The following is a 19,448-nucleotide window of genomic DNA, read 5'->3' on the forward strand; positions in this document are numbered from 1 at the left end:
GAGCGCCCGATCCGGTCCGCCGGGTCGGGCGTTTTCGTGCGTCAGGCGCGGCGGGTAAACAGGGCGCGGGTCAGGCAGGAAAAGACCAGCCGCCCGCCCTCGTCCAGCAGGTCGTGCTGGGCGATGACAATGCCCTTGTCGTCGCCCACCGGGTCCTTGCCCATGACGGTCATGCGGCCGCGCAGCAGCTCACCCGCCGGCGGATCACGCATATAGCGCAGGCCATCGACGGCCAGCACCTTGGTCTGGGCCCAGTGGCTGGACTTTTCCGCGAACAGCCGCGTCCACAGGGCATAGACCATGGCCGGAGGGGCGCCGGCCTCAACCGGCCAGCGGGGCGCGAACGTGGCAACGAAGCCGCTCAGGGACTCGGCGTCCACCGTGCAGGCACCCAGCGGTATGACCTGACCCACCGACAGGTCCTCGAAACAGACCCGGAAGGGGTCGGTCGCCTCGGCTTCGCTCATCAGGGACCCTGCCTTTTCTGACGCCGGGCGCTACGGCTCTTCGGAGACACGCACCAGCAGTTTGCCGTCATGATCGCCGGTGAACAAGCGGTTGAGCGACTGGACGGCGCCTTCCAGCCCGTGATCGACGTGGACCTTCCACTTCACCCGCCCGTCGGCCAGCCACGGCCCGACCTCGGCCACCATCTCGCGGGCGCGCGGAGCATAATCGAGCACGAGGAAGCCGCGCACCTCCAGCCGGTGGGTGATGATCCGCGAAAAGTTCGGCGAGGGCGGCATGCGCGTGGCGTTATAGGCCGAGATCAGGCCGCAGACGGCCATGCGCGCGTGGGTGTTCAGCCGGTTCCATACCGCGATCATGATGTCGCCGCCGACGTTCTCGAAATTGAGGTCGATGCCGTCCGGGGCCAGACGGTCCAGCGCCTCGCCCACATCCTCATTCTTGTAGTCGATGGCGGCGTCGAAGCCGAGTTCCTCGGTCAGCCAGCGGCCCTTGTCGGCGCCCCCGGCGATGCCGATCACGCGGGCGCCCTTCTGTTTGGCGATCTGGCCGGCAATCGAGCCGACGGCGCCGGCCGCGGCCGAGATGACCATGGTCTGGCCGGGCTCGGGCCGCAGGACATCGGTGACGCCCGCCCAGGCGGTCAGGCCGGTCATGCCCAGCACCGACAGATTGGCCGTCAGCGGCAGACCGGGGAAGCGATGCACAGGACGCAGCTGGCTGTCGGGAACGACAGCATAGTCGGCCCAGCCTCCCGACATGGGCATAACCAGATCGCCTTCCTTGAAGCGGTCCGAGCGGGTCGCCTCGACCACGCCCAGAGTCAGACCCCGCATGACGTCGCCCAGACCGACGGGCGGCAGATAGCCCTCGGAGTCGTTCATCCATGTGCGGTTGGTCGGGTCCAGCGACAGATAGATGGTGCGGACCAGAACCTCGCCATCACCGGGGTCTGCGACGGGGCTTTCAACCAGTTCAAGGTCGCCGTCCTGGATCAGGCCCTGCGGCCGGCGGCGAAGAACCCATTGGCGATTGGTGCGCGTCATGATCGACCTCCTGATGTCTCGCTATGCGTTTTCTTTATGGACCGACATCATGGCCGAGGGGCACAGCTTGTCGAGGGGCAGGGCCGATATGGGCACAAAAAAATGAAGGCGGACCGCAAACGGTCCGCCTTCAAAGGCATCATCGAGATGAGGCGCGGAGGCAGCTGACCGGAGTGAACCGGTCATTGTCGGGGGGGGCGTCGCTGCCTCCGCATATCAAGAATGCAGAGCGAAGACCCCGGTTCCCGCGCCGGGTGAAAAATTCGTCAGGCGATCTCGCGGCGGCCCGGATGGAAGAACAGCGCCTGGCTGATGGCGGCCTTGACCGTTTCCGGCTGGAACGGCTTGGTGATCAGGAAGGTCGGCTCGGGCCGCTCGCCGGTCAGCAGGCGCTCCGGGAAGGCGGTGATGAAGATCACCGGCACATCGATGGCCTTCAGGATATCCTTGACCGCATCGATCCCGGACGAACCGTCGGCCAGCTGGATGTCGGCCAGCACCAGACCCGGCTTGTGCCGCGAGACGGCATCAACGGCCTCGTCATGGGTGGTGGCTGTGGCCGTGACCCGGTGGCCCAGATCCTTGACCAGATTTTCGATGTCGGCCGAGATGATGGCCTCGTCCTCGATGATCAGCACGTCGGTCGCCAGCTCGGCATCGATGTCGGACTGGGCCTCGCTGATCAGCGATTCGACCGAGGGCACATCGGAGCCCAGAATTTGCGCGGTCTCGGACGGCGTGAAGCCCTCGAGCGCGGTCAGCAGAAAGGCCTGGCGCGAGCGCGGCGAGATACGCATCAGCCGACGCGAGGCTTCGTCTCCGCTCTCAACGTCGGGGCGACCTTCCAGCCGGGCCCCGGTCGAGGCCCAGATGGTGTGGAACACGTGATAGAGCGCGACGCGCGGCGTCATGTCCTGGGACAGCTGCTGCTCGCCGGCCGCGAGGGCCTCCAGCGCGACCCGTACATAGTTGTCCCCGGTGGTCTGGTCGCCGGTCAGGGCACGGGCGTAACGGCGGACATACGGAAGGTGAGGGGCCAACCTGGCAAGCAGACTCATGGAGCTATCATTCCCGACTAATGATTCTGCGGCCGGGACAAACCGGTCCGCAGGTGGTGACAAGCAGGCAGAACGTCGCTTAACAGCCAAGGTTCCGTGCCTTGCGGCCTTCACCCGGGGAAATCTCGTGGAGGAAGGAACCCGCAGCGCAAGGTGACGTTAATGACGACCGGCATTCAAGGGGCAGACAGCCGTTCATGACTGAAAAATCCAAACCCGGCCAGCCGATCGAGGACCTCGGGTCCGAAGATCTGGAAGAGGCACGGCTTCGCCAGCAGGCCATCGGGGTCAAGCTGCGGCACATTTTCGACGAGGTGGTCAATGAACCGGTCCCCGACGAATTTCTCGACATCCTGCGCCGTGCGGACAGCCGCGCGTCGGGCGAAGGTGGCGAATGAGCGGTGCTGCCCCCAAGCCCCCTTCGACCGATGACAAGGCGTTCAAGGTCGAGCTGGTCGCCCTGATCCCGCACCTGCGCGCCTTTGCCCGGACGCTGACCGGCGACGCCACCGCGGCCGACGATCTGGCGCAGGACGCCATGGTCAAGGCGTGGGATGCGCGGGCCAGCTTCCAGATGGGGACCAACATGAAGGCCTGGACCTTCATGATCCTGCGCAACCAGTTCTATTCGGACAAGCGCCGGTCGTGGCGCCAGTCGCAGCTGGATCAGGAAGCAGCAGAGCGCACGCTGGTCGCCGTCGACAATCCCGAGGCTCCGGTCGCGCTGGATGAACTGCGGCTGGCTCTGGCCTCCCTGCCCGAAGAGCAGCGCGAGGCGCTGATTCTGGTCGGCGCCGGGGGCTTTGCCTATGAGGAAGCGGCTGCCATCTGTGACTGCGCCGTCGGCACGGTCAAAAGCCGGGTCAGTCGCGCCCGCAAGGCGTTGCTCGCCGTTCTGGAAAGCGGCGGCTATGACCGCGACGGCAAGGCCGCCGGCGATGCCATGGCCTCGATCCTCGGGGCCGCGGACCGTCTGAGCGGCGGCTACAGCACCTGAGATGGGACGGCTGGGCCGCGCGCTTGGCCGTCACCTGGGCCGTTCCTTCGGACGCCCGGGCGAGCGTGGACTGAAACGCGCGAAATTTCAAGGAATCCGGTTCCGTCTGGGCATGGCCATGGCTCTGGCCCTCGCGCCCTTTCTGGTACTGATCGCCTTGCAGGTCGATGCGGACTTTCGCGAGCAGGCCGAGGAGCGCCGGGTCGATCTGCAACTGGCCGCTGAACGCAGCGCTGTCGCCGCCCGCACGCGGCTGGAGGGCGCCGCAACTCTCCTTCAGGCTCTGAGATTTGAGGGCAGCTCTCCCTTCTGTGAGGAGCGGCTGGGCGCACTTCTGGAGCGGCTGGACGGCTATTCAACGATCGTGCGCTACACCGCTACTGGTCAGGTGGTCTGCAGCGCCGGCGAACTGCGCGGCGTAGACGTCACCCAACGCGGCTGGTTCGTCCGCCTGCGGGCCGGCAGCGACTGGGTCGTGTCGCGGGCCCAACGCGACTTTCCGGCTCTGGTGACGGGCCTTCGGGTCGAGCGCCCCATGGGACGCTTTGACGGCGCCATGGCGGCTGTCATTCCGCTTGAATCCCTCCAGCCCGACACCCGCGACCCCGCCTTGCCGGAAGGGTCAGAAGCGGCGCTTGTGGATAGCGAAGGCCAGATTCTGGTGGCCACCGATCCGGCCGCCTTTGACATGGAGCCCGGGGGCAGGCTGGCAACGTGGTTCCAGGAAATGCGGGCCGGCGACGACCGGGTGCTGGAGGCCCGCGACAGCGGGGGAGAGCGGCGAGCCTATGCCGGTTCGGCCATGTCGGGCCAGGATGTCTATGTGCTGCTGGCCGCGCCCTCACCCGGCCTGCTGTCCTGGGCGCGTCTGAACCCGATCGGCTCGATTCTACTGCCGCTCGCCGCCTGGATGACAGCCTTTGTCGCCGTGATCCTTGTCACCGAGCGCGTGGTGGTGCGCTGGCTGGATTATCTGGAGCGTATCGCCGCCCTCTATGCCCGGGGCCGTTTCACGGTCCGCCCCGTCCAGGCCGTCAATGCGCCGACCGAAATCCGGGTGCTGGCCGAGACGTTGGACGGACTGGCCGAGGCCGTGTCGATTCGCGACCAGTCGCTGCTGGACAGTCTGGCCGAAAAAGACGTGCTGATGCGCGAGATCCACCACCGGGTGAAGAACAACCTTCAGATCATTTCGTCGCTGCTCAGCCTACAGCAGAGGGCGCTCAGCGATGACGCGGCAAAGATGGCGCTGGGCGATACGCGACAGCGTATCTCGGCGCTGGCCCTGATCTATCGGACCCTCTACCAGAGCGACGACATCCGCCACGCCGACGCAGCGGTCTTCCTGCACGATCTGGTCGGTCAGCTGGTCGCCAGCGAGGCCGGGCGCGGGCCGGCGGTCTCAAGCCGGGTCGAGGCCGACAGCCTGATCATGGACCCTGACAAGCTGGCCCCCATGGCCCTGTGGCTGGTCGAGGCGATCTCGAACGCGCTGAAGCATGCGCTTGCGGAGAAGGGTGGCACCCTGACCGTCCGCTTCACGGTCGATGGCGAGACCAGCGTGCTGGAGGTCGAGGACGACGGTCCCGGCCTGTCGGAAGCCGACCCGGTCGGCGTAGGGCGCACCCTGATGACGGCCTTTGCCAAACAGCTGCGAGGGTCAACCGAGGTGCTGGCGGCCTCGCCGCGCGGTACCCGTGTCCGCATGACCTTCGTCACCCCCAGCGTCTGACGCCCGGGGCGGGAACCCGCCTGCGTGTGCGGAGTTATTCAGGTCGTAACCGCCCGCGCCCTGCGGCGCCTGAACGAGGACCGATCCCATGCGCAAGATTTTCATTCTGGTCGCCGCCGCTGCCGCCCTGACCACCGCCGCCTGCAACACCATCGCCGGTGTTGGCCGCGATACCCAGGCTGCGGGCAGCGCCGTGGAAGAAGCCGCCGACGACGCCGCCAACTAAACGCTACAGAACAGCCACGCCGCTTCGAGCCCCCCCGGGGCCTGGCGTGAAGGTCGGACCCCACCGGTATCCCCCCACCGGTGGGGTCTGTCATGTCTGGCACCTGCGACAGCCCCCCGGAGTGTTTGCGGATCGCCCCAACCCCGTTAAGCATGGCTGTTGAGGGAGGGCCTCGTCAGAAGGCCCGGCACATCAGGGGAGGACGGCATGGGGGCCGACCAGACGACCATCGACGACCGGCCCGATCAGGGTCCGGGCCTGCGAACCGTGGTGACGGCCTCGGCTGCGGGCACGGCCTTCGAATGGTACGACTTCTTCATTTTCGCCTCGCTGACGGCGGTCATCGCCAACAAATTCTACGCCAATGTGGGCGAGGCGACGGCCTATATCCTGACACTGCTGTTGTTCGGGGTCGGCTTTGTCGTCCGGCCGCTGGGCGCGCTGGTGTTCGGCTGGTTCGGCGACCGGACCGGGCGCAAGACCACCTTCCTCGTGACGATCACCCTGATGGGGGTGGCGACCGTCGCGATCGGCCTGCTGCCCACCTATGACCAGATCGGCATCGCGGCACCCCTGTTGCTGCTGGTGCTGCGCGTGGCGCAGGGGTTCGCGCTGGGCGGTGAATATGGCGGGGCTGCGATCTTCGTCGCCGAGCACGCCCCGAACGAGAAGCGCGGCTATCTGACCGGCTGGATCCAGACGACGGCGGCCTTCGGCCTGATCGGCGCACTGGGCGTCATCATCCTGACCCGCATGATTGTGGGCGTCGACGCCTTCAACGACTGGGGCTGGCGCATCCCCTTCCTGCTGTCCTTCTTCCTGCTGGTGATCTCGCTGTGGATCCGGCTGAAGCTGAACGAAAGCCCGGCCTTCAAGCGGATGGAGGCGGAGGGCGGCGAACGGCGCGCCCCTTACCGCGAGGCGTTCGGCACCTGGAAGAACGGCAAATTCGTGCTGCTGGCCCTGTTCGGCATCATGATTGCCCAGGGCGCGGTCTGGTATTGCGGCTATTTCTACAGCCGCTTCTTCATGGAACGGGTGCTGAAGGTCGAGGTCGGCACGGTCGACCAGATCCTGCTGATCATCACCCTGGCCTCGGCCTTCCTCTATGTCTTCTTCGGCTGGCTGTCGGACCGGATCGGGCGCAAGCCTGTCATGCTGTTCGGGATGATCCTGGCGCTGATCGCCTTTTTCCCCGGCTTTCATGCCCTGACGCGGGCCGCCAATCCGGCGCTGGCCGAGGCCCAGGCCTCTGCCCCCGTGACGGTCGTGGCGGATCGCAGCGAGTGCGCCATCCAGTTCGACCCCGTCGGCAAGGCGGCCTTCGCCAGTTCCTGCGATCTGGCCAAGTCGGTGCTGTCCAATGCCGGTGTCAGCTATGAGAATGAGGCGGCCCCCGCCGGCACTCTGGCCCAGGTGCGGATCGGCGATGTCGTCATCCCCTCGGTCGAGGGGCGCGGGCTCGAGGGCGAGGCGCTGGCGGCGGCCCGGTCGGATGTCGAGACGCGGGTGAAGGCGGCGCTGGCCGAGGCCGGCTATCCAGCCCGGGCTGATCCGGCGCGGATCAACATGCCGCTGGTGATCGGTATCCTGATGGTCTTCATCGTGGCGGCGACGGCCCTCTATGGTCCGCAGGCCGCCGCCCTGGTCGAGCTGTTCCCCACGCGGGTGCGCTATACGGCGATGAGCCTGCCCTATCACATCGGCACGGGCTGGATTGGGGGCCTGTTGCCGGCGGCCAGTTTCGCCCTGGTGGCCTGGTCGGGGAATATCTACTTCGGTCTGTGGTATTCGGTGGTCTTCACCCTGATCGCCGTGATTGTCAGCCTCATCTGGTTGCCCGAGACCAAGGGTCGCGATCTGGATACCATCGGCGACTGAGGCGTTCTCCCGCGCATCTCCCCCCGAGTGAAAGGTCCTCTCATGTCCCATTCCGCCCGCGATGCCGGTCTGAAACTGCTTCATGAGCACGCCTTCATCGACGGCAAGGCGGTGAAGGGCAGCGGAGGGACGATTACGGTCGACGATCCTGCGACGGGCGACATCCTCGGCACCGTGCCCGATCTGGGCAAGACCGAGACGGAACAGGCGATTGCGGCCGCTGATCGGGCCTTTGCCGACTGGTCGGGCAGGCGTCCGGACGAGCGGGCGGCCTTCCTGCGCGAGTGGGCCCGGCTGATCGACGACCATGCCGAGGGTCTGGCCGGTCTGATGGCGCTGGAAAACGGCAAGCCGCTGGACGAGGCCAGGGGTGAGGTCGCCTATGCCAACGGCTTTCTCAAATGGTTCGCCGGCGAGGCCGAGCGCATGCTGGGCGAGACCCAGGACAGCCCGCTGGGCCATGTGATCCTGACGTTCCGCAAGGCCGTCGGCCCCTGCGCCCTGATCACGCCGTGGAATTTCCCGGCGGCCATGCTGACGCGCAAGCTGGGCCCGGCCTTTGCTGCGGGCTGCACCGCCGTGGTCAAGCCCGCCAGCCAGACGCCCTTTACCGCCATCGCGCTGGTCGAACTGGCCCATCAGGCGGGCCTGCCCAAGGGGGTGCTCAATCTGGTGACGGGCGATGCCGCCACCATCGGGGGCGTGCTGACGGCCTCACCGGTGATCCGCAAGCTCAGCTTCACCGGCTCGACCCCGGTCGGCCGCATACTGGCCGAGCAATGCGCGCCGACGCTGAAACGCGTGTCGATGGAGCTGGGCGGCGCCGCCCCCCTGATCGTGTTCGCCGACGCCGATATCGATCAGGCCGTGGCCGAGACCATCAAGGGCAAGTTCCGCAACTCCGGCCAGACCTGCGTCTGTCCGAACCGGATCTATGTCGAACGGTCCGTGGCCCGCGACTATGCTGACCGGCTGGCGGCCGAGGTGTCAAAGCTCAAGGTCGGCAATGCCTTCGACGACGGCGTCAAGGTCGGCCCCCTGATCGAGGACAAGGGTGTCGATAAGGTCGAGGACCACGTCGCCAAGGTCAAGGCGGCCGGCGGCGAGGTTCTGACCGGGGGCGAACGTCATGATCTGGGCGGACGGTTCTTTACGCCGACCGTGACCTTCGGCGGCGACGACGCCCTGTTCCGCGAGGAGGAGACCTTTGGCCCGCTGGTGCCCGTGTTTGCCTTCGACACCGAGGACGAGGTGCTGGACAAGGCCAATGACAGCGACCTGGGCCTGGCCTCCTATCTGTTCACGCGCGACCTCGACCGGGCCATCCGCATCGGCCGACGTATCGAGGCGGGCATGTGCGGCATCAACACCGGCCTGATGTCGACCCCGGTCGCTCCGTTCGGCGGCGTCAAACAGTCCGGCTATGGCCGCGAGGGCTCGACCCACGGCATCGACGACTATCTGGACATCAAGACCCTGACGCTCAAGCTGGGCTAGACTGGCAGCGCGCCGCGTTTGACCACGGTGCGCATGGCGACGCTGGAGGAGACGCGGGTGACGCCGGGGATGCGGGTCAGCTCGTGCGAGTGGACCCGCTCCAGATCATCGACGTCGCGCACCACCAGCCTGAGCAGATAGTCCGAGCCGCCCGTCATCAGATAGCATTCGACGACCTCGGGCACGGTGGCGACGGCGGTCTCGAAGGCGGTCAGGGCGCTCTCGGCCTGGGACGACAGGGTGACCGTAACAAACACACTGATCGGCAGGCCCACGGCGCGTTCGTTGATGATGGCGGCATAGCGGCTGATCACGCCCTCGGTCTCCAGCGCGCGCAGCCGCCTGAGGCAGGCGCTCTCGGACAGGTTCACGGTACGGGCCAGATCGGCGTTCGAGATGCGACCGTTCTCCTGCAGGGCGCGCAGCATCTTGCGATCTATGGCATCGAGGGTGACGGCAGAAACGGTCTTCATTTGGTATCCATAAGCAAGGTTCTGCGACTTTACGCCGTTCACACAGCAAAATGAACAGGAACCTGCGCCGCCGCCCCCGCTAGATTGCGCTCCGAACGGGCCACGCCGGTGGCCTGCCCTGCCTCAAGAGGAAACGGTCATGCGCGTCGGTGTCCCCCAGGAAATCAAGAAGAATGAGCACCGCATCGGCCTGACGCCGACGGCCGTGCGCGAATATGTGGCCCACGGCCATACGGTGCTGGTCCAGACCGGCGCGGGCGACGGCGCGGGCTTCACCGATGCCGAATACAAGCTGGCGGGCGCCAAGATCGCGCCGGACGCCAAGACCGTCTTCGCCGACAGCGACATGATCGTGAAGGTCAAGGAACCCCAGAAGGTCGAGTGGGAAATGCTGCGCGAGGACCAGATCCTCTACACCTACCTGCACCTGGCGCCCGATCCCGAGCAGACCAAGGGCCTGCTGGCCTCGAAATGCGCGGCCATCGCCTATGAGACCGTCACCGACCGCAACGGTGGCCTGCCGCTGCTAGCGCCGATGTCGGAAGTGGCCGGCCGGATCGCCGTCTTCTCGGCGGCCGAGACCCTGCTGAAGCACAATGGCGGCATGGGCCTGCTGTTCTGTGGCGTGCCCGGGGTGGCCCCGGCCCGCGTGGCGGTGCTGGGCGGCGGCGTGGTCGGCTTCAACTCGGCGCGCATGGCGCTGGGTCTGGGGGCCGAGGTCGTGGTGCTGGAACGCTCCATCCCTCGCATGCGCGAGATCGACGAACTGACCGACGGCCGGGTCATCACCCGCTACTCCTCGATCAACGCCATCGAGGAAGAAATCGTCAAGGCCGATGTGGTGATCGGCGCGGTGCTGGTCCACGGGGCCGCCGCGCCCAAGCTGGTCAAGCGCGAGCACCTGAAGCAGATGAAGAACGGCTCGGTGCTGGTCGACGTCGCCATTGATCAGGGCGGCTGTTTCGAAACCTCGCGCGCCACGACCCACGAAGACCCGACCTATGAGATTGATGGCGTCGTCCACTATTGCGTGGCCAATATGCCGGGTGCCGCGCCGCGCACCAGCTCGGAAGCCCTGAACAATGCCACCCTGCCGTTCGGCCTGGCGCTGGCCGACCACGGCCTCGACGCGCTGAAGAAGGACAAGCATCTGGCCCGCGGACTGAATGTCATGGGCGGCAAGATCACCTATCCCGCCGTGGCCGAGGCCATGGGCATGGAATGGACCGACCCCTACGGCGTCTGGGAAAAGTAGGCGGCTAGACGCGGATGGAGATGGCGGGGCCGGAGGCGGCCCTGTCGATCTCGCGCTCCAGTTCGGCCTGGTCGCGGTCGGCGGCCTTCCAGTCCTCTTCCGACGGCGGGTTAAGCGAGGTGATCGCCTCGCCCTTAATGTCCTGGCGGGCCTTTTTCAGCCCGGCGACGATCTGTTTGACCTGTTCGAAGAAGCCATAGTCAGCCACAGCGTCTTCCTCGCGGGCCCCCAGTGCCTTGATCTGTGCCTCCATCGCCGTAGTGTCGATCCCGGCCTCGGCCGCCGCATCGCGGGCCTCCAGCGCGTCGGCGGCCTGTTTGCGGATCAGGGCGAGATCGCCGGTCGAGACATTGCGGCCGCCCGCCTCGGCATAGGCCTTGACCGCTCCCTTCATCTCTCGCGCCAGCTCGGCGGCCAGCTTGAGCGCCGTCTTCGGGTCGATCTTGGCCATCAGCTTGAGCGCGTCCATGCGCGCCTTGACCCGCTCCAGCCGCTTGTACGCCAGCTCCCGGGCCTGTTCCTTGCCCGACCCCGCCTTGATCTCGAAGGGCTTGTCAGCCGGCTCCGCAGCCTTCGCTGAAGTCGACGAAGCCGGGGATTGAACGGCCCCGGCACGGGCAAACTGCAGGGCCGGGGAGGGGGCTTCGGGCAGTCGGAAGGCGGTCGAGATCATTCTGATCCCCTGTGTCGGATCGGCAGAGACTGGCAGTGACCGCTTTCAATCCGCTTAAAGACGCCTGTAATTTGCCGCCCTCATGGGTCATAAGCCGGGCATGAAGTTTCTCGACCAGGCCAAGATCTATATTCGCGCGGGTAACGGCGGGGCGGGCTCCGTCTCGTTCCGGCGCGAGAAATTCATCCCGAACGGCGGACCCGACGGCGGCGACGGCGGCCGCGGCGGGGATGTCTGGATCGAGGCGGTTGAGGGACTGAACACCCTGATCGACTATCGCTATCAGCAGCATTTCAAGGCCCAGACCGGCCACCACGGCCAGGGCCGCCAGATGCACGGCGGCAAGGGCGAGGATGTCGTGCTCAAAGTTCCGGTCGGCACCCAGGTGCTGGACGACGACAAGGAGACCGTCCTGCTCGACATGGACACGGTCGGCATGCGCGAGCGCCTGCTGCGCGGCGGCAACGGCGGCTGGGGCAATGTGCACTTCAAGGGGCCGGTCAATCAGGCCCCGCGTCACGCCAATCCGGGCCAGGAGGGCGGCGAACGCTGGATCTGGCTGCGGTTGAAGCTGATCGCCGACATCGGCCTTGCGGGCCTGCCCAACGCCGGCAAGTCGACTTTCCTGGCGGCGGCCTCGGCGGCCCGGCCCAAGATTGCCGACTATCCCTTCACGACCCTTACCCCCAATCTGGGCGTCGTCGACCTCAGCCCCAGCGAGCGGTTCGTGATCGCCGACATCCCCGGCCTGATCGAGGGCGCCAGCGAGGGCGCGGGGCTGGGCACGCGGTTCCTCGGCCACGTCGAGCGCTCGGCCAGCCTGATCCACCTGATCGACGGCACCCAGGATGATGTGGTGGGCGCGTATCACACCATTCGCCGCGAACTGGATGCCTATGGCGAGGGGCTGGAGGACAAGGTCGAACTGGTGGCGCTGAACAAGATCGATGCCCTGTCGCCCCAGCTGCGCGCAGAGAAAACGGCAGAGCTTGCAACCGTTCTCGGCAAAGAGCCGTTCCTTGTGTCAGGCGTGTCCGGTGAGGGCGTGCCTGAACTGCTGCGCGCGGCCTGGGCAGAGGTCCGCCGGACGCGCGGCGAAATCGAGATCGAGGACGACGGCGAGTACTCGCCCCCCACGACGGAGGACTGGACACCTTGACCAGGAAACGGCCTCTCCAGGCCGCGACGACCATTGCCGCAGCCGACCGGATCGTTCTGAAGATCGGCTCGGCCCTGCTGGTAGACCGCAAGACCAATACGGTGGACATGGAGCGCCTCAAGGGGCTGGCCGCCGACATCGCCGACTGGAAGGAAGAGGGCAAGCAGGTGCTGGTCGTCTCGTCCGGGGCGGTGGCGCTGGGACGCCGGCGGCTGGGCTCGCGCGCCCGGGGCGGGGGGCTGGAAAAGAAGCAGGCGTCGGCGGCCGCAGGGCAGTCGATGCTGATGCACGCCTGGGAGTCGGTGTTCGACCCCTATGACATCGTCACGGCCCAGATCCTGCTGACGCGCGACGACACCGAGGTGCGGCGCCGCTGGCTGAATGCGCGCGCCACCGTGGGCGCCCTGCTGGACATGGGCGCCGTGCCGATCGTCAATGAGAACGACACCATCGTCACCGACCAGATCCGCTATGGCGACAACGACCGGCTGGCCGCCCGGGTGGCCCAGTTGATCAGCGCCGACCTGTTGATCCTGCTGTCGGACGTGGACGGGGTCTATACGGCTGATCCCCGCCAGAATCCGGACGCCGAGCATATCCCTTTCATCCGGGAGCTAACCCCCGAGATCGAGGCCATGGCCACAGGGGCCAATGCGGCGGCGGGCGTCGGCACGGGCGGCATGGCGACCAAGCTGATGGCGGCCCGCATCGCGGGCGAGGCCGGGTGCGCCACCCTGATCGCGGCCGGGCGGGCCAAGAAGCGCGGTGCCCAGACGATCGAGGAGGGCCGCAAATGCACTTTGATCGCCCCCTCGACCACGGTTCGCGCCGCCTACAAGCAGTGGATCGGCGGCTCTCTGGCCGTGCGAGGCCAGATCGTCATCGACGCGGGCTGCTTCAAGGCGCTGGGGCGCGGCAAGTCGCTGCTGGCTGCCGGCGTCGTGACCGCGAACGGCAGCTTCGAAAAGGGCGATCCGGTCGAGATTCTGGACGAAACCGGCGCCGAGATTGCGCGCGGACTGGTGCGGTATGACGCCGCCGACGTGACCACTATCGCGGGCTTGCGCTCGCCCCAGATCAAGGCCGCGTTGGGCTATGCCGGGGGGCCGGTGGTGGTCCACGCCGACGACCTGGCCCTGCGCTGACAAAGACCTTCATTGAGCCCGAATACCCCCGTCGGGGGTTGAAACAGACGGAGACGGCCCGACCTTAGAGGAATGACCATGACCCAGACTGCGGAGATCGCACCCGACCGCCCGACCGATTCCACCCTTGAAGCCGACATGCTGGCTTTGGGCCGAAAGGCCCGCGCCGCCGCCCGCGACCTGGGCCTGGCCCCGCCCGAGACACGAACGCGCGCGATCGCCGGCATGGCCAAGGCCCTGAAGGCCCGCTCGGCCGAAGTGCTTGAGGCCAATGCTGCGGACCTCGAGGCCGCCAGGGCCAAGGGTATGGCCTTGGCCATGATGGACCGGCTGACGCTCGACGAAAAACGTCTGGACGGCGTTATTGCCGCTCTGGAAAAGATCGCCGCCATTCCCGACCCGGTCGGGATCGAGACCGCCCGCTGGACGCCGGACAATGGTCTGGATATCGCCCGGGTGCGCACCCCCATCGGTGTTCTGGCCATCATCTATGAAAGCCGCCCCAATGTGACCGCCGATGCGGCGGCCCTCGCCGTCCGGGCTGGCAATGCGGTGATCCTGCGCGGCGGCTCGGAATGCCTGCGTTCGAACCTCGCTATCCACGGCGCCCTTGCCGAAGGTCTGGAGCAGGCGGGCCTGAGCCCCGACTGCGTGCAGATCGTCACGACGCGCGACCGCGCGGCGGTCGGCCATATCCTGCAGGGGCTGAACGGGTCCATCGACCTGCTGATCCCGCGTGGTGGGCGTTCGCTGGTCGAGCGGGTGCAGGCCGAGGCACGCGTCGCCGTGCTGGGCCATCTGGAGGGTGTCAACCACGTCTATGTCGATGCCAGCGCCGATGGTGACATGGCCCGCGATGTGGTGGTCAATGCCAAGATGCGCCGGGTTTCGGTTTGCGGTGCGGCCGAGACCCTGCTGGTCGACAAGGCCGGGGCCGAGCGACTGCTGCCCGGCATTGCCGAGGCCCTCAAGGCCGCGGGCTGTGAGCTGCGGGCCGATCCCGCCGCACGGGCCCTGATACCGGACGCGACCGAGGCCACCGACGCCGACTGGCCCACCGAGTATCTGGCGGCCATTCTGGCGGTGAAGCTGGTCGATGGCGTCGATGGCGCGCTGGATCACATCGCGCAGTTTGGCTCGGGCCACACCGAGGCGATCGTGGCCTCCGACGAGGGCGTTCTGGAGCGCTTCCTCGCGCGGGCCGACGCCGGCATCGTGCTGGCCAATGCCTCGACCCAGTACGCGGACGGAGGCGAGTTCGGCTTTGGCGGCGAGATCGGCATCTCGACCGACCGGTTACATGCGCGCGGCCCCGTTGGCGCCGAACAGCTGACCAGCTTCAAATATGTCGTGCGCGGCAAGGGCCACGCCCGGCCCTGAGGCTTCGGCGATAAATCGAGACAAGCGGGGGCGGGGGTGTTAGGGCACGCGTGAGCATAAGCCCTGCCGAGACCCTGTCCTTGCGCTTCTTCCATGCCGGCCCTGCCCCCCGGACCGCCGGGCCCCGCCCCGGCGGCCTCAATGACGGGCTGCTGCTGTATCCCGGCATGCGGGTCGGCCTGTTCGGCGGCTCCTTCAATCCGGCCCATGACGGCCATGCGCATGTGGCCGAGACCGCATTGCGCCGCCTGGGTCTGGACCGGGTCGTCTGGCTGGTGTCGCCCCAGAACCCGCTGAAGTCCGATGCCGAGACCGCGCCCCTTGCCGACCGTATGGCCTCGGCCCGGGAATGGGCCGACCGTGCCGACGGATCGCGTCACATGGTCATCTCCGATTTTGAGTCCCGCGTCGGTACGCGCCGTACGATCGACACGCTGAGGGCCCTGACCGCCCGCTATCCGGGCGTGAAATTCGTCTGGCTGATGGGGTCGGACAATCTGGCCAGCTTTCATCGCTGGCGTGGCTGGACGGACCTGTTGTCGCTGATGCCGATGGCGGTCGTGGCCCGCCCGGGCAGCCTGCTGGAAAGCCGCGCGGCGCCCGCCGCCCTACGCTATCGCCGCTACCGGATTCACGCGCATGAGGCCCATACACTGGCCGATCGGCAGGCCCCGGCCTGGGTCTATCTGACGGCACCGCTCAACCGGACCTCCTCGACGGCCCTGCGCGCCGAGGCCGCCTCGGCGCGACAGTGACCGCCGGGCGGGGATGTGCTAGGCTGGTGCCTGACCTTTTGTCGACTGGAGTATTCCGCTGACCCCCTCGCCCGCGCACGATGCGCATGCTGACGACACCTCCCACGTCGATTCCGACGGCCCGGACAGTGCTGACGCCCGATCCGCCGAGCTTCCGACCGGAAGCACCCCTCTCGAAACCGCCCTCCTGGCCAAGCTGGATGAGGACAAGGCGCAGGACATCGTCCTGATCGACCTCAAGGGCAAAAGCCCGATGTCCGACACCATGATTGTGGCGTCCGGTCGCTCGCACCGCCATGTCAGCGCGCTGGCCGACCACCTGCTGCGCATCCTCAAGGAACACGGCTTCGGCAAGGCCAAGGTCGAGGGCCTGCCACATTGCGACTGGGTGCTGATCGACGCCGGGGACGTGATCGTCCACCTGTTCCGGCCCGAGGTGCGGACCTTCTACAACATCGAGAAGATCTGGGCCGTGGACGCGGCGCACCGGACGGCCCGCAACTAGGCTTGTCTGACGGGGGATCTGCGTCGTGAAGCTGTCGATCGTTGCCATCGGCAGGGCCGGACGGGGTCCCGAGGCGGACCTCGCCAGCGACTATGCCCTGCGCGCCGGCCGTACCGGTCGCGGCATCGGACTGGGCCCTTGCGAGCTGATTGACGTCGAGACCAAGAAGCCCGGTCCCGGCCCCGAGGGCGTCGCCTTGCTGGCGGCGACCACAGGCGCGCGTCTGATCGCCTGCGACGAGCGCGGCAAGACCTTTTCCTCGCGCGCCTTTGCCGATCTGGTCCGCGACATCCGGGACGGGGGCGAACGCCATCTGGCCTTTGTCATCGGCGGCGCGGACGGGCTGGATGAGATGGTGCGCGACGCCGCCTCGCTTACCCTGGCCTTCGGTCCCCAGACCTGGCCCCACGCCCTCGCCCGCGCCATGCTGGCCGAGCAGATCTATCGCGCCACCACCCTGCTGGCGGGCACGCCCTATCATCGAGATTGAGGCGGATGCGGCGGACCCTGCTGATGGTGGCCCTGATGCTCGGCATGGTCGGATCGGTGTCTGGCCAGTCAACCCCGCGCCCCGACCCTGAAGCGGTCGCGCAGACCCAGGCTCAGTATCGTGACGCCGTGATCCGTGCCCGTCGACTCGAGGCGGATGTGGCGGCGCTGGATCGCCGGATCGCCGCCACCGAGGCCAGTCTGGAACGCCAGCCCGCCGCCGGTGACGAAACCGTTCTGCTGCAACGCCGGCAGCTGGATGCCGCCGGCCGTCTGGAAGCTCGCGCGCTGGAAGAGCTGGCCCTCGCCAAGGGGCCGCTCACCCGGGTGCTGGGCGCCCTGCAGACCCTGACCCGGCATCCGCCGCCGCCGCTGGTCGTCCCCACGCAGGAGGCCGTCGCTACGGTCCGCGCGGCCGTATTGATGAAGGCTCTGGTCGTTCCGCTGACGCAGCAGGTTGAACGGGCGGATCGCCGCCGCGCCGCCGTCGTCGCCGAGCGCCGCGCCTTGGCCCTGCAGAGCGAACGCCTGTTCGTCAGCGAGAGCCAGACCGGCGACCTGCAGGCCACATTGCAGTCGCGGCTGGTGTCGGACCGCGCCCGACGCGCCGCCCTGCGGGCCGAGGCGCAGCGGGCCCGTCGCGAGGTCGAGGCGCTGGAGGCCCGCCTGCGCGCCGCCGGGGCCTCGGTGCCGGATGTCGCCGTCAGCCAGACCCCGGCGCTCAGGCTGCCGAACGGGCGCGACACCCTTCTGGCCCCGGTCGAGGGGCCGCCCTCGACCCGGTTTGGCAAGGGCTCGACCGGTTGGCAGTGGCAGGCGGCAGGGCAACCGGTCATCGCGCCGCTGGAAGCCGAGGTCATCCATGCGGGGCCGCTGGACGGATGGGGGCAGGTGGTCATCCTTGATGCCGGACCGGGCTGGCGCGTTGTTCTGTCCGGGCTGGCCGCGCTCGATGTCGCCACCGGTGACCGGGTCGAGACCGGCCAGAGGCTGGGCGCCGGACACGCCCGCCTGCCTGTCGTTCTGGAGTTGAGACGCGAGGAACTGGCCGTCGATCCCTCGCCCTGGCTGGACTGAACGCCGCCGGTCACGTGAAGCTGACACAGAATTTGTACCGTAGCGGGGGTTTCGCCTCGATTTGGTCCTGCCTTCTACTATTTGATAGGACGGATGACCGATGCGGGCCTGCCCGCTCAAGGGCCGGGTCCGGCCACAAGGAAAGACAAACCTATGCGTAGACTGTTGCTTGTCGGATGTGCGGCCCTGGCGCTCGGGGCGGGGGCTGCGGCCATGGCCCAGCAGAACGTCCGCAACAACGAGACCTTCCGCATGCTGGAGCTGTTCGGCGATGTGCTCGCCGTGGTGAAGCAGGCCTATGTGGTCCCCGTCGATGATCGCAAGCTGATCGAGGCGTCACTCAGCGGCATGATGACCGCGCTCGACCCGCACTCCAGCTACCTGGCCCCGGCCGGCTTCGGCGAGCTGCGCGAACGCACCGAGGGACAATATTCGGGCGTCGGCCTGACCATTTCGGCCGAAGGCGGCTTTGTAAAAGTGATTTCGCCGATGGACGGGGGTCCCGCCGCCCGCGCCGGGGTCCAGGCCGGCGACGTCATCTCGGCCATCGAGGGTTCGACGGCTGCGGGCCTGTCGGTCTCGGAGGTCTCCGAAAAGCTGCGCGGCGCGGCCGGCACCGAGGTTCGGGTCACATTCCTGCGCGATGGCTCCGATCCGCTGGAAGTCACCCTGACGCGCGAGATCATCAAGATCGAGTCGGTCACCGGCCGGATCGAAGGCGACTTCGGCTATGTCCGCATCTCGACCTTCAACGAGAACACCGGCCGCGAACTGAACGAGGTCATGGCCCGGCTGCAGTCCGAGAACCCGGGCATCAAGGGCTATGTCGTCGATCTCCGCAACAATGGCGGCGGCCTGCTGTCGGCCGCCATTGCCGTGTCCGACGCCTTCCTCGAGCGCGGCGAGATCGTCAGCCAGCGCGGCCGCAAGCCTGATCAGATCGAGCGCTATTCGGCCCGGCCCGGCGATCTGGCCAACGGTCTGCCGATCGTGGTGCTGGTCAACTACGGCTCCGCTTCGGCCTCGGAAATCGTCGCCGGCGCGCTGCAGGATCACGAGCGGGCGACCGTCGTCGGCCTGACCAGCTTCGGCAAGGGCTCGGTCCAGACCGTCATCCCGCTGCGCGGCGGCGAGGACGGGGCCCTGTCGATCACCACGGCGCGCTATTACACGCCGTCCGGGGCCTCGATCCAGAAGATCGGCATCGAGCCGGACCTCGAGGTCTCGCGCTCCTTCGCCGAAGCCGGCATCGTCGCGCGGTCGAACTTCATCTATTCCGAAGCCGCCTATTCCACCGCGCTGGACGCCTCGATCGGGGCTGAACGCAAGGGCCCCCACGTGCCGTTCGAGGCCCCGGGCGAGGACTATCCCGAGGACAAGGACTATCAGCTGGAGCGCGCCTATGACGTGCTGCGCGCCGGGGGCCGCCTCGACCAGCTGGCCGCCGCGCCCGAAGGAATCATCGTCACCCCGCCGGGCACCGAGCCGACCGAAATGGCAGCCACGACCGATCCGGAATAGGGCACACCCCCGCCCGGGTGTCATGGTGAATGCGGCGTTAGGGTTTCTTAACCGGCGCCGGGCATGGTGGGGCCAAATGGCCTGAACCGCATGGGCGGCCGGGCCGTGACG

General features: G+C 67.5%; 20 protein-coding genes. 15 read left to right on the top strand and 5 right to left on the bottom strand.

The window, feature by feature from the left end; translation table 11 throughout:
• Window positions 1–41: 41 nt before the first annotated feature.
• From B4K74_RS13115 to B4K74_RS13125, 3 genes are all read right to left on the bottom strand, one after another.
• On the bottom strand, window positions 42–467 hold the full coding sequence (locus B4K74_RS13115) for an acyl dehydratase (protein WP_123288506.1): 426 nt from the start codon (window positions 465–467) through the stop codon (window positions 42–44).
• 30 nt (window positions 468–497) lie between these two features.
• The gene (locus tag B4K74_RS13120; RefSeq protein WP_123288505.1) at window positions 498–1,514 is read right to left on the bottom strand and encodes an NADP-dependent oxidoreductase; all 1,017 of its coding nucleotides are present in this window, start codon (window positions 1,512–1,514) and stop codon (window positions 498–500) included.
• A gap of 266 nt (window positions 1,515–1,780) precedes the next feature.
• Window positions 1,781–2,572, bottom strand: a complete 792-nt coding sequence (locus B4K74_RS13125; protein ID WP_123288504.1) for a response regulator — start codon at window positions 2,570–2,572, stop codon at window positions 1,781–1,783.
• Between the two features lie 197 nt (window positions 2,573–2,769).
• Here B4K74_RS13125 and B4K74_RS13130 point away from each other — a divergent pair, with 197 nt between their 5' ends.
• From B4K74_RS13130 to B4K74_RS13155, 6 genes are all read left to right on the top strand, one after another.
• Complete coding sequence (locus B4K74_RS13130; RefSeq protein ID WP_123288503.1) at window positions 2,770–2,970, top strand: NepR family anti-sigma factor; 201 nt, start codon at window positions 2,770–2,772, stop codon at window positions 2,968–2,970.
• The gene (locus B4K74_RS13135; protein WP_123288502.1) at window positions 2,967–3,569 is read left to right on the top strand and encodes a sigma-70 family RNA polymerase sigma factor; all 603 of its coding nucleotides are present in this window, start codon (window positions 2,967–2,969) and stop codon (window positions 3,567–3,569) included. The genes B4K74_RS13130 and B4K74_RS13135 overlap by 4 nt, the downstream gene beginning before the upstream one ends.
• Window positions 3,570–3,687: 118 nt before the next feature.
• Entirely contained in the window at window positions 3,688–5,301 is a 1,614-nt protein-coding gene (locus B4K74_RS13140; RefSeq protein ID WP_286693316.1) for a sensor histidine kinase, read from the top strand.
• Window positions 5,302–5,389: 88 nt separating this feature from the next.
• Window positions 5,390–5,527 (top strand): entericidin A/B family lipoprotein, encoded by a 138-nt coding sequence (locus B4K74_RS13145; RefSeq protein ID WP_123288501.1) that lies wholly within the window; start codon window positions 5,390–5,392, stop codon window positions 5,525–5,527.
• Window positions 5,528–5,734: 207 nt separating this feature from the next.
• Window positions 5,735–7,408, top strand: a complete 1,674-nt coding sequence (locus B4K74_RS13150) for an MFS transporter (RefSeq protein WP_286693317.1) — start codon at window positions 5,735–5,737, stop codon at window positions 7,406–7,408.
• A 42-nt stretch (window positions 7,409–7,450) separates the two neighbouring features.
• Window positions 7,451–8,905, top strand: coding sequence for an NAD-dependent succinate-semialdehyde dehydrogenase (locus B4K74_RS13155; protein ID WP_286693318.1), 1,455 nt, complete (start codon window positions 7,451–7,453; stop codon window positions 8,903–8,905).
• Here the strand turns inward: B4K74_RS13155 and B4K74_RS13160 are convergent.
• A complete protein-coding gene (locus tag B4K74_RS13160) occupies window positions 8,902–9,378 on the bottom strand; it encodes an Lrp/AsnC family transcriptional regulator (protein ID WP_286693319.1) in 477 nt (158 codons plus the stop codon). The two genes, B4K74_RS13155 and B4K74_RS13160, sit on opposite strands and share 4 nt — an antisense overlap.
• A gap of 139 nt (window positions 9,379–9,517) precedes the next feature.
• On the opposite strand from B4K74_RS13160, the gene ald reads away from it, so the two are divergent.
• Entirely contained in the window at window positions 9,518–10,633 is a 1,116-nt protein-coding gene (gene ald / locus B4K74_RS13165; protein ID WP_123288497.1) for an alanine dehydrogenase, read from the top strand.
• Between the two features lie 4 nt (window positions 10,634–10,637).
• Here the strand turns inward: ald and B4K74_RS13170 are convergent, their stop codons facing one another.
• On the bottom strand, window positions 10,638–11,306 hold the full coding sequence (locus B4K74_RS13170; RefSeq protein WP_286693320.1) for a hypothetical protein: 669 nt from the start codon (window positions 11,304–11,306) through the stop codon (window positions 10,638–10,640).
• A gap of 100 nt (window positions 11,307–11,406) precedes the next feature.
• On the opposite strand from B4K74_RS13170, the gene obgE reads away from it, so the two are divergent.
• From obgE to B4K74_RS13210, 8 genes are all read left to right on the top strand, one after another.
• Window positions 11,407–12,465, top strand: a complete 1,059-nt coding sequence (obgE, locus tag B4K74_RS13175) for a GTPase ObgE (protein WP_123288567.1) — start codon at window positions 11,407–11,409, stop codon at window positions 12,463–12,465.
• Window positions 12,462–13,610 (top strand): glutamate 5-kinase, encoded by a 1,149-nt coding sequence (gene proB / locus B4K74_RS13180; protein WP_221403414.1) that lies wholly within the window; start codon window positions 12,462–12,464, stop codon window positions 13,608–13,610. Before obgE ends, proB begins: the two co-directional genes overlap by 4 nt.
• Window positions 13,611–13,688: 78 nt before the next feature.
• Entirely contained in the window at window positions 13,689–14,990 is a 1,302-nt protein-coding gene (locus tag B4K74_RS13185) for a glutamate-5-semialdehyde dehydrogenase (RefSeq protein WP_286693321.1), read from the top strand.
• Between the two features lie 50 nt (window positions 14,991–15,040).
• The gene (locus B4K74_RS13190) at window positions 15,041–15,745 is read left to right on the top strand and encodes a nicotinate-nucleotide adenylyltransferase (protein ID WP_349677377.1); all 705 of its coding nucleotides are present in this window, start codon (window positions 15,041–15,043) and stop codon (window positions 15,743–15,745) included.
• Between the two features lie 58 nt (window positions 15,746–15,803).
• The gene (gene rsfS / locus B4K74_RS13195) at window positions 15,804–16,250 is read left to right on the top strand and encodes a ribosome silencing factor (protein ID WP_286693369.1); all 447 of its coding nucleotides are present in this window, start codon (window positions 15,804–15,806) and stop codon (window positions 16,248–16,250) included.
• A 25-nt stretch (window positions 16,251–16,275) separates the two neighbouring features.
• Window positions 16,276–16,740, top strand: coding sequence for a 23S rRNA (pseudouridine(1915)-N(3))-methyltransferase RlmH (gene rlmH / locus B4K74_RS13200; protein ID WP_286693322.1), 465 nt, complete (start codon window positions 16,276–16,278; stop codon window positions 16,738–16,740).
• A gap of 5 nt (window positions 16,741–16,745) precedes the next feature.
• Complete coding sequence (locus tag B4K74_RS13205) at window positions 16,746–17,816, top strand: murein hydrolase activator EnvC family protein (protein WP_286693323.1); 1,071 nt, start codon at window positions 16,746–16,748, stop codon at window positions 17,814–17,816.
• 153 nt (window positions 17,817–17,969) lie between these two features.
• Entirely contained in the window at window positions 17,970–19,337 is a 1,368-nt protein-coding gene (locus tag B4K74_RS13210; RefSeq protein ID WP_286693324.1) for a S41 family peptidase, read from the top strand.
• The last annotated feature ends 111 nt before the right edge of the window (window positions 19,338–19,448 follow it).

The sequence above is a fragment of the Brevundimonas sp. UBA2503 genome, assembly GCF_002341485.1.
Lineage (GTDB): Bacteria > Pseudomonadota > Alphaproteobacteria > Caulobacterales > Caulobacteraceae > Brevundimonas > Brevundimonas halotolerans.